Below are 9,596 nucleotides of genomic sequence, written 5' to 3'. Positions count from 1 at the left end.
ACATTACCATACAATACTCTCCCCTACTTTTACCTACACTGCAAACTCTTGCTGATGGGGGGAGAGTGAAAAACTACCTCAACTTGATGTTGGGAATTGTTGAAGACTTAAATCTTGATAGACATATTTGGCACAAACCTACATCAAATTGATTTCACTGAAAATGCAGCTTTATCGCGCAGCCTCGGAGATACCTCACTCTGATTTTGCTGTGCAAAATCTGTCTCTCTCCTTATTAAGGAGAGGGATTAAAGATAGGACAGGGTGAGGTTTTTCTTTTGTTTTGGGTAATTCGACTTGTATATGCACGTAGCCTTTTAGGAGAGAGGTCAAAATTGTACCTTTGATTCAATTTCCCATACTTAATGCCCCACGAAAGTCTTACTTTTGATGTATTATCTTGATCTTCCCACCTATCCTATCCCCCTGGATGGGATAATATGTTACAAGTAGGGAGAATATGAAAACTATTCTCTAACTTTATATTTCTCTGCACTCTGGTTATATTGAGGAACTAATTGTGGTTGCCACGCCGGAAAAAGTACAACATACCCACGAGCATCTATCAGGTAAAGACCGTGTAGCCGTATTGCTCATGGGCTACGGCGAAGTCGAAAGCTACGAAGATTTCGCCAACTATAACGAACAGGCTTTAAATCTACTGACAGCAAAATTTGCACCAGTACCGACCTGGATTTATCCGCCTCTGGCAAAGCTTTTGGCGCTATTTGACCGCCATGAGTGGGGACACACACACCACGATTTTATCTCCCCACACAATGCCATCTTTGAACAGCAACGTGCTGGGATAGAGAAGAATTTACAAGAAAAATGGGGTGATAAAGTCCAAGTTTTCAAGGCTTTTAACTTTTGTGCCCCTTTTCTACCGAATCAAGTTTTGGCAGAAATCAAAAACCAAGGCTTTGAGAAGCTGCTGATTTACCCACTGCTGGTTGTTGATTCTATCTTTACCAGTGGGATTGCGATCGAGCAAGTTAACAATGCTCTCGTTGAGTTGACTGATGGTGAAGAACACTGGATTAAAGCACAGCGCTACATTCCTTCTTTCTTTAACGAACCAGCTTACATCGATTTGATGGCTCATCTGGTTGAAGAGAAAATTGCTGAATTAGCAGGAGCTTATCTACCTTCTCAAATCGGCATTGTGCTAATGAATCATGGCTGTCCCCATAAAGCGAAAGGCTTTACTTCTGGGATTGCCGAAAGTGAAGCAATGTACGAATTGGTTCGGGAGAAGTTGATTAACCGCTATCCGTTAATCTCGGTGGGTTGGCTCAATCATGACACGCCCTTAATTGATTGGACACAGCCAAATGCAGAGCAGGCGGCAAATAACCTGATTCAATTGGGTGCAAAAGTAGTAATTTTTATGCCAATTGGCTTTGCTACAGAAAACCACGAAACTTTATTGGATGTACATCACATCATCCACGCTTTAGAGAAACAGCATCCTGGTACGAACTACGTGCAAATGGCTTGCGTCAACGATCGCCCAGAATTTTTGTCAATGGTGGCTCAATGGGCTGATGCTCATATTGCAGAGTTGTTGTCAGAGCAAGCTTTGGCAGTTAATCCCCAACTCGCTGGCGATCGCCATCATCACCACCATCATCATTAATTTTTGAGTTTATGAGGGTGGGTCTAGCTTTGCCCACCCTACAACTAATTCACACCCCGCAGTTTGCGAGTGTTATCAACTAAACTCTGAGCAAATTCATCAAATCTTTGAGAAAGTTTTTCATCTAATAGCTTGCCTTCAGGATTGAATGCACCCCAAGCTTGCCCGATCGCAATTTGTTCTGGAATCACCCAACCATGAACCCATCGGACAATTAACCGTAGTTCATTTAAAGCGTTACTATTGGACTGACCGCCCAATACGCTGATTAGTCCTGTAACTTTATCAGACAGTTGCTCAAAGCTCATTAAATCTAGAGCATTTTTCAGGACACCACTAACCCCACCGTGATACTCAGGTGTGGCTAAAATTAATCCATCTGACTGGCTAACAGTATCCTGTAACCGTTTAACATCTGGGTACTCTAGATACTCCTTTGCGCCAGTGCAAAACGGTAACTGCAACTGTCTTAAATCAAGAATTTCTACCTCTGCACCAAGGGCTTCTACCCTTTGCACTGCTACTTCTAAAGCAAGCTGTGTATAGGAGTTTGATCTTAAACTACCACCAATACCAACAATTCTCACCATAATTAACCTACAAACTATTAACTAGCTACTATCACCAGATTTCTTAAAAGCGGAATCGTTATGACTATGTTTATCTTAGCGATTTGTGTCGGAATGTGTCAAATTAATATCTGCTGGAAAATTCGAGGATGAAAGAGTTAGGAGAGACGCGAAAAATCTGTGTCTGTACAGGAGTTAGGAGCCAGAATAATTATCCAGGTTGCTCAAATTTATGTAATAACCGGAGAAACATGGGAATGCTTTTGTGTGGAAGTTAGACTAGATAAGAAAAGTGTAATTTCCAGTTATTACAATTTTTGGTAGAAGAATAGGCATAAAACCATAGCTCAATTTGTGCCAGCAGACAAAGGGTAATTATTATGACAAATTTGGGAAAAAAAGCATTGGTAAAAAGGCAGTCATCAAAGCGCGTTGCTTGGGTTGGTGCAATCGCAGCTAGCTTGATTATGTTACCAGGAATTTTCGGGAGTACCCCCGTCTTGGCACAAAAAGCAGATAGTAGCTCTACCTCTAGTACCTCTCTAAACTATGGTGATTTGCTCAAAAAAGCGAAGGCGGGAGAAGTTCAAAAAGTAGAGCTTGACGAAACCGAACAGGTAGCCAGGGTTTATCTCAAAGGGCAAAAGGAGAATACGCCACCGCAACAAGTGAGACTTCTGGCACAAAACACAGAGTTAATTAACATACTCAAAGATAAGAATGTTGAGTTTGGCGAGGTTTCCTCTGCTAACAGTCGAGCTGCTGTTGGGCTGTTGATTAATCTCATGTGGATTTTGCCACTGGTGGCTTTAATGCTATTGTTCCTCCGACGCTCTACTAATGCTTCGAGCCAAGCGATGAATTTCGGCAAATCCAAAGCTCGTTTCCAAATGGAAGCCAAAACCGGAGTTAAATTTGAAGATGTCGCCGGGGTTGAAGAAGCTAAAGAAGACCTGGAAGAAGTTGTTACTTTCTTGAAACAACCAGAAAGATTTACGGCTGTAGGCGCACGCATTCCCAAAGGAGTGCTGTTAATTGGTCCTCCTGGTACTGGTAAAACTTTACTAGCAAAAGCGATCGCAGGTGAAGCAGGTGTCCCATTCTTCAGTATTTCCGGTTCGGAATTCGTGGAAATGTTCGTTGGCGTGGGTGCATCTCGCGTCCGTGACCTCTTCAAGAAAGCCAAAGAGAATGCTCCATGTCTAATATTTATCGATGAAATTGACGCAGTAGGTAGACAACGGGGTGCTGGTATCGGCGGCGGTAACGACGAGCGCGAACAAACTCTCAACCAGCTGCTCACGGAAATGGATGGTTTTGAAGGTAACACAGGCATCATTATTATTGCCGCTACTAACCGCCCAGATGTATTAGATACAGCGTTACTCAGACCGGGACGCTTTGACAGACAAGTGATGGTCGATCCACCGGATCTCAAAGGGCGACTGGAAATTTTGAAAGTTCACGCCCGGAATAAGAAAATTGACCCTAGCGTATCATTAGAAGCGATCGCTCGTCGCACTCCTGGTTTTACCGGCGCAGACTTAGCCAACTTACTCAATGAAGCTGCCATTCTGACTGCGAGGAGACGGAAAGAAGCTGTCACCCTTTTAGAAATTGATGCGGCTGTGGATAGAGTCGTTGCAGGTATGGAAGGTACTGCATTGGTAGACAGCAAGAGCAAGCGCTTGATTGCCTATCATGAAGTTGGACATGCTTTAGTGGGCACATTGCTCAAAGACCATGACCCTGTGCAGAAAGTTACACTCATTCCACGCGGACAAGCACTGGGATTAACTTGGTTTACTCCTAACGAAGAACAAGGGTTGATTTCCCGTTCCCAACTCAAATCCAGGATTACTGCTACCCTGGGTGGTCGCGCCGCCGAGGAAATTGTTTTTGGTAAGCCAGAAGTTACCACAGGCGCAAGTAACGACTTGCAACAGGTGACAGGGATGGCGCGGCAGATGGTGACACGCTTTGGCATGTCAGAATTAGGCCCATTGTCCCTAGAAAATCAGAGTGGAGAGGTATTTTTAGGACGCGACTGGATGAATAAATCAGACTATTCTGAAGAAATTGCCGCCAAAATTGATTCACAGGTACGTGAAATTGTCAACAATTCCTATATCAGAGCAAAAGAACTGTTGGAAGAAAACCGCATAGTTTTGGAGCGTTTAGTAGATTTGTTAATAGAAGAGGAAACAATTGAAGGCGATTCATTCCGCCAAATTGTTGCTGATAATGCCCAAGTAGCGGATACAAAATTAGCTGTACCTCATTCTCATTAGACATTAGACATTTGATGAAAAATAATGTAGAGACGTAGCAGTGCTGCGTCTCTACAAGGGCTAATAATTCCTCTTTAAACCCCAGAGGCACAAAGGAAAGCCAAGATTTTAGAAATTATCTTAAAAGGGCTAGTCCTAAAATAAGTCGGAATCTTCGTGTAAAAAGTCAGAAGGCTACCTCAGCATTTCTATAAACTGGTACATAAAGTCTTGCCACTGTCAAGCTTAAGGTATTGTATTATATATACCCAAGCAATGTACTACAAGTGGAAATGGACATCATGAAACATAGATTTTGGGCAAGCTATCTGCTTGCGGCTTTAGCATTTCTCCCCTTTGAGCCTGTGATTACTAATCAGGTTTTGGCAACAGAGTCGGTTTTTGAACTCGCACAAGCCAAATCTGCTTATACACAATATATGCAGCTTGGTTATAACGAAACTAGACGGAGAAACTATCGAAAAGCTTTATTGAATTTTCAGCAAGCAGAGCGGCTACGTCCTGGAGATAGGTATGCTACTGCTGCAATTAGAAATGTTACAAGTTACATTCAACGTGGTAAAAATCGTATTGCCTTCGTTCCCGGTAGACCTGGTAGGGTAAGGTCAGCAGGAACACGAGGAAGTTGCTTTCAAACTGGACAAAATATCATTCCCCTGACACCAACAGATAAGGAAGCTCAACGAACCACAGCAGAGCGTCCCACATTATTTTTCTATATTCCTCAAACTTCTACAACCGTGCAAGCATTAGAATTTGTTGTGCGGGATGATGATAGCTCTGACCCATTGTATAAGGGAACTTTCAAACCTGTTGGGCAGAATGGTATTGTTAGTGTAAATATACCTGCGAATCAGCCATCTTTACAAATCGGTAAAGAGTATAGTTGGACTTTTTCAATGATTTGTGATATTGGCAACCGCGATAAAGACTCTTATGTAGAAGGTACAATAGTGCGATCGCAAGATGAAAACCTATCTGTTGAGCTAAACCAACCAAATACAGACTTGGATCGTGCAGTTCTATTTGCAACGGCTGGATTTTGGGAAGATGCTTTAAGAACTTTAGCTAATTTACGCCGCCAACGTCCTAACGATCCCGAAGTTCAGAAATATTGGGAAGATTTGTTGAATTCAGTAGAAATTAAAGAAGTTGTAAACAAGCCTTTATTGCCCTGTTGTACTATTCAGAAATAAATTAAAAATTACTTAATAACCAGATTTTGATAGAGAAGGCGGGGTTTTTAAGCTTCACAGGATTTACGTAAAATTACATGCACTCAGGGGCAATTTATAAATTGCCTCTACTCGATCGACTTGTTATACTGCTGATAATATTGTGCCGCTTGCGATATATTAAACTGTAGTAGCTTTTCCTCTCCCAACTTGTATCGCAAACTCGGCTTAAAAGGCGAAACATTCAAACTGCGAATAATTTCTGTCGCCACAGCCTTTGCTAGTAGCGGTGGTACAGAGTTACCAACTTGACGAAATCCGTGCCATTTGGTTACATGAAATCTAAACCAATCGGGATAAGAATGTAATCTCGCCGCTTCCCTAACTGTGATACAACGAGGCGTAGATGGATGAATTGGTCTAGGAGATGTGAAAGAACCTCTATACTTATCTGTCCCGGCTCTTAAAGTATTGCAGACACCAGCAGGATGCAGCTTATAAAAACGACTAATTTTTTCTCTCTCGCCTTGTTGAGTCTCCTGAAAACGTTTAATGGTTTCCACAGAATGTTTTGTTCTTAAACTGGAAGAAAGTATTCGCACATCGTATTCACGTTTATAAGAATAATCATCGTTTAAGCATTTAAGACCACGAAGTACACAAGCATAGTTACTAGGCTTTTCGTATTCTCCTAGAACCCAGTCTCTTGTTATTAACTCAGGATACTTTTCTATTTCAGGTAAATCTTTAATTGCATCCCATACTGTAGGACTCAATGGGATACTAGATATTTTTTTAGAAGTTAAATTATTGGGTAATGCTTGTTTAGTAATCGGTTGAGGATATTTCGGTAACTCTACATCTTCCCTTGCACCTATGAGGAATAATCTCTCACGTGACTGTGGTACTCCATAATTTGCAGCGTTGAGAATTTGGTAGTTTTGTTGTACTTTATATCCGTAAATTTCAAACTCATTAATTAAAGATTGGAGAATTTGTTCATGTTCGCCAACTGTGATTCCCCGGACATTTTCCATCACAAAAAATTTCGGTTTTAGCTCCAAAACCAGCCGATGAAAGTGAAATACCAAAGAGTTTCGTGGATCGTCAATAACCCGTTTACCAATTAGAGAAAATCCTTGACATGGTGAGCCACAAATGACCACATCAATTTCACGATCGCCAATTTTAGACCGACTCCTAATTTCTTCTCCGGTTGTATCCACAACGCTTTTACATAATACTGAGCAATATGGGAAGTTAAATTCATGTGTCGCACAGTGGATGGGGTCAATTTCCACAGACGCTAACACGTCAAAACCAGCTTGTTCAAAGCCAAGAGTCATACCGCCTGCACCAGCGAACAAATCAACTGCGATCGCTCTTTTTTTTCTCATCTCATAAGCCATGACACCTCTAAAGGGATTGGGGATTGGGGATTGGGGATTGGGGATTAAGGATTGGGTATCGCGTATTAAATATACAAAATTTTCCCAGTCCCTAGTCCCCAGTCCCCAGTCCCCAGTCCCTAGTCCCTATCCCCGGTAGCATTTGCAAAATTTCTTGAGCAGCGCGATCGCACACGCCAACTTCTCCCAAACTCCGCCGCATTTCTTCATAATCAGCTAAAGTTTGCTGTCTGCGACTGGGATTGAGCAGCAGTTCCATTGCGGCTTGGATAATATTCTCTGTTGTAGCTTGTTCTTGTAAAAATTCTGGCACAATTGGCTTCATCACTACTAAATTAGGTGGCGATGCAAAGGCTATAGAACCTTTGAGTATTTTACGAGCTATCCAAGCAGTCAGGGGACTTAGGCGATAAACTACAACTTGCGGCACATTTAACAGGGCCAGTTCTAGGTTGACGGTACCAGATTTACTAATGGCTAAATCAGCCGCAGCAAAAACTTCCTTTTGTTGACCTAATAAAACTGTCGCCCGCAAACCGTAACGCTCAATAGCCTCTTCAATTGGCTGTCTATAGACTTCCAAAGATAAGGGAATCCAGAAATGAACTTCCGGTAATTTAGCTTGAAGAGTTTGGGCAGCTTCAAAAATAATTGGTAAAAGATATTTTAGTTCTTGGTGGCGAGAAGCGGGGAGAAGTGCGATCGCAATTTCTTCTGGCGCAATCCCTAGTGTTGCACGCGCTGCTTGGCGACTGGGAGCGTCTTGCATTCTGTCAATCAAAGGATGCCCTACCCAAGTAACTTTTGCCCCTTTCTCACGAAAGTAAAGGGCTTCTTGTGGGAAAATTGCCAACAGCTTATCTGTAAAGCCAACAATCCGGTTAGTTCTACGCAAACTTAATGACCAAGCCCACTCTTGAGGAGCAATGTAATATACCACAGGCACATCTGGCAGATGCCGTTTCATATAAGTCCCAATTTCTAGATTAGGAGTCATATAATCGATCAACACCACCAAGTCAGGTGGATTTTGCTTTAGGGAAGCGATCGCCCGTCGTTGCACCTGGAGAGTAGGTAAAATATAAGGCAGCCCTTCTTGAATACCCACTGAGCCAATACTACTGGTATTGCCCAGCAGAATTGCCCCAACCTCCACCATTTTTTCGCCACCCAGCGCCACAATCTCTAATTCCAACCCAATCGCCACAGCTTGACGCTTCAGCGCTGTAATTAGCAGCGACCCTTGTAAATCGCCAGATACTTCGCCAGTGCTGATAAAAATCCGCATTTGATAATTGGTAATTAGTAAAAACTTAGAAGTGAGGAGTTAGGAATTAATAGTTACGAGTGAGGAGTTAAAAGTTTAATTCCTAACTCATAATTCATAATTCATAACTCCTAACTCCTTAATTCACGATTCATCACTCACGCCTTTTTTTCCCTTACCAGGAATCAAGCCACGCCTTCCTGGCATCTGAGAAAGTAGCAAGAAACGGCGCAGATGCTGCAATTGTTCGCTATCCCCTAACAATTCCAGTTGTTCCAAGGCATCCTTAAAGGACAAATCAGAACGGTAGAGAATGCGGAAGGCTTTTTTCAGCACAAGCAAATCTGCTGAATCCATACCAGACCGTTTAAGTCCAACAAGGTTGAGGGTTCGCACTCGCGCCGGATTTCCCTCCACTAGCATATATGGGGCCACATCCCGGTCAATCCGTGCCATACCTCCCACCATTGCCTGTCTACCAATATGCACAAATTGGTGGACACCTAAAACCCCACTTAGCCTAGCGCGTGACTCTATATGGACATGACCTGCCAATGCTACAGAATTGGCAATCACTACCTGGTCTTCAATTACGCAATTATGAGCTACATGGACATAAGCCATCAGCAAGTTACCATCGCCAATTACCGTTGCTTCACCAGCACCGGTAGCGCGGTTAATGGTAACGTACTCACGAATTAAGTTGTTATCACCAATTTTGACCCAAGTTGGTTCTCCCACAAACTTGAGATCCTGGGGTTCCATACCGATGGCTGCACCTGTAAAAATCTGATTTTGCGCCCCAATTTCACAAGGCCCCTCTAACACAGCATGAGCGCCGATTATTGTTTCAGGGCCCACTTTTACATGCGCTCCAATCACAGCATAAGCACCGACTTGCACTGTATGGTGGAGTTCCGATTTCGGATGAATTACAGCAGTTGGATGAATTAGCGTTTTCAAGGGTGAATCTCCAGAACTGTCTTAATAAGTCAGCGCCAGGTAAGGGTTCTGAGGCAGCATATTACTCTGGTTGAGAGAGTTGCACTGCCTTCCCATCAAGGCGACTGGTAGAGCGTGAAGTATTTCAGTAAACGAAAGTGTCGGACAAAGCAAGTTAAGTGTGTTCGAGTAGCATCTCGTAGAGAGGGTGTAGAAAATCAAGAAATTAATCAGATGCTGTTGTGGATTTTTTTTAACTGTTATCCTTTTTTAGGATTCAGTAAGGGCATTTCACGGCTATGCC

At 42.8% G+C, this 9,596-nt stretch carries 7 protein-coding genes; 3 read left to right on the top strand and 4 right to left on the bottom strand.

Going from position 1 to position 9,596, the window contains the following annotated elements; all coding sequences use genetic code 11:
• The first annotated feature begins 520 nt into the window (after positions 1–520).
• Positions 521–1,639 carry a ferrochelatase gene (locus CDG77_RS21805; protein WP_094331417.1) on the top strand — a complete coding sequence of 373 codons (1,119 nt, stop codon included), beginning with the start codon at positions 521–523 and terminating at the stop codon, positions 1,637–1,639.
• 44 nt (positions 1,640–1,683) lie between these two features.
• Here the strand turns inward: CDG77_RS21805 and CDG77_RS21800 are convergent, their stop codons facing one another.
• Positions 1,684–2,229 carry an NADPH-dependent FMN reductase gene (locus CDG77_RS21800; RefSeq protein WP_094331416.1) on the bottom strand — a complete coding sequence of 182 codons (546 nt, stop codon included), beginning with the start codon at positions 2,227–2,229 and terminating at the stop codon, positions 1,684–1,686.
• Positions 2,230–2,588: 359 nt separating this feature from the next.
• On the opposite strand from CDG77_RS21800, the gene ftsH reads away from it, so the two are divergent.
• Together ftsH and CDG77_RS21790 are read left to right on the top strand one after the other, a co-directional pair.
• On the top strand, positions 2,589–4,499 hold the full coding sequence (ftsH, locus tag CDG77_RS21795; RefSeq protein WP_094331415.1) for an ATP-dependent zinc metalloprotease FtsH: 1,911 nt from the start codon (positions 2,589–2,591) through the stop codon (positions 4,497–4,499).
• 281 nt (positions 4,500–4,780) lie between these two features.
• The gene (locus CDG77_RS21790) at positions 4,781–5,695 is read left to right on the top strand and encodes a DUF928 domain-containing protein (protein ID WP_223269914.1); all 915 of its coding nucleotides are present in this window, start codon (positions 4,781–4,783) and stop codon (positions 5,693–5,695) included.
• A gap of 107 nt (positions 5,696–5,802) precedes the next feature.
• Here the strand turns inward: CDG77_RS21790 and CDG77_RS21785 are convergent, their stop codons facing one another.
• The 3 genes from CDG77_RS21785 to lpxA all read right to left on the bottom strand — a co-directional run bounded on the left by CDG77_RS21785 (position 5,803) and on the right by lpxA (position 9,313).
• The gene (locus tag CDG77_RS21785) at positions 5,803–7,083 is read right to left on the bottom strand and encodes a DNA cytosine methyltransferase (protein WP_094331412.1); all 1,281 of its coding nucleotides are present in this window, start codon (positions 7,081–7,083) and stop codon (positions 5,803–5,805) included.
• 91 nt (positions 7,084–7,174) lie between these two features.
• Positions 7,175–8,371: a lipid-A-disaccharide synthase gene (lpxB, locus tag CDG77_RS21780; RefSeq protein WP_094331410.1), complete on the bottom strand. Its 1,197-nt coding sequence runs from the start codon at positions 8,369–8,371 to the stop codon at positions 7,175–7,177.
• 123 nt (positions 8,372–8,494) lie between these two features.
• On the bottom strand, positions 8,495–9,313 hold the full coding sequence (gene lpxA, locus CDG77_RS21775) for an acyl-ACP--UDP-N-acetylglucosamine O-acyltransferase (protein WP_094331409.1): 819 nt from the start codon (positions 9,311–9,313) through the stop codon (positions 8,495–8,497).
• Positions 9,314–9,596: the final 283 nt, after the last annotated feature.

Source organism: Nostoc sp. 'Peltigera membranacea cyanobiont' 213 (genome assembly GCF_002245975.1).
Classification (GTDB): Bacteria; Cyanobacteriota; Cyanobacteriia; order Cyanobacteriales; family Nostocaceae; genus Nostoc.
Note: the sequence above shows the minus strand (reverse complement) of the source record. Positions and strands in the feature narration are given on the sequence as shown.

Bases quoted from the DNA above. Each gene is read 5' to 3' on its own strand.
- CDG77_RS21800 (WP_094331416.1), bottom strand. From the start codon at position 2,229: ATGGTGAGAATTGTTGGTATTGGTGGTAGTTTAAGATCAAACTCCTAT.
- ftsH (WP_094331415.1), top strand. From the start codon at position 2,589: ATGACAAATTTGGGAAAAAAAGCATTGGTAAAAAGGCAGTCATCAAAG.
- CDG77_RS21790 (WP_223269914.1), top strand. From the start codon at position 4,781: ATGAAACATAGATTTTGGGCAAGCTATCTGCTTGCGGCTTTAGCATTT.
- CDG77_RS21785 (WP_094331412.1), bottom strand. From the start codon at position 7,083: ATGGCTTATGAGATGAGAAAAAAAAGAGCGATCGCAGTTGATTTGTTC.
- lpxB (WP_094331410.1), bottom strand. From the start codon at position 8,371: ATGCGGATTTTTATCAGCACTGGCGAAGTATCTGGCGATTTACAAGGG.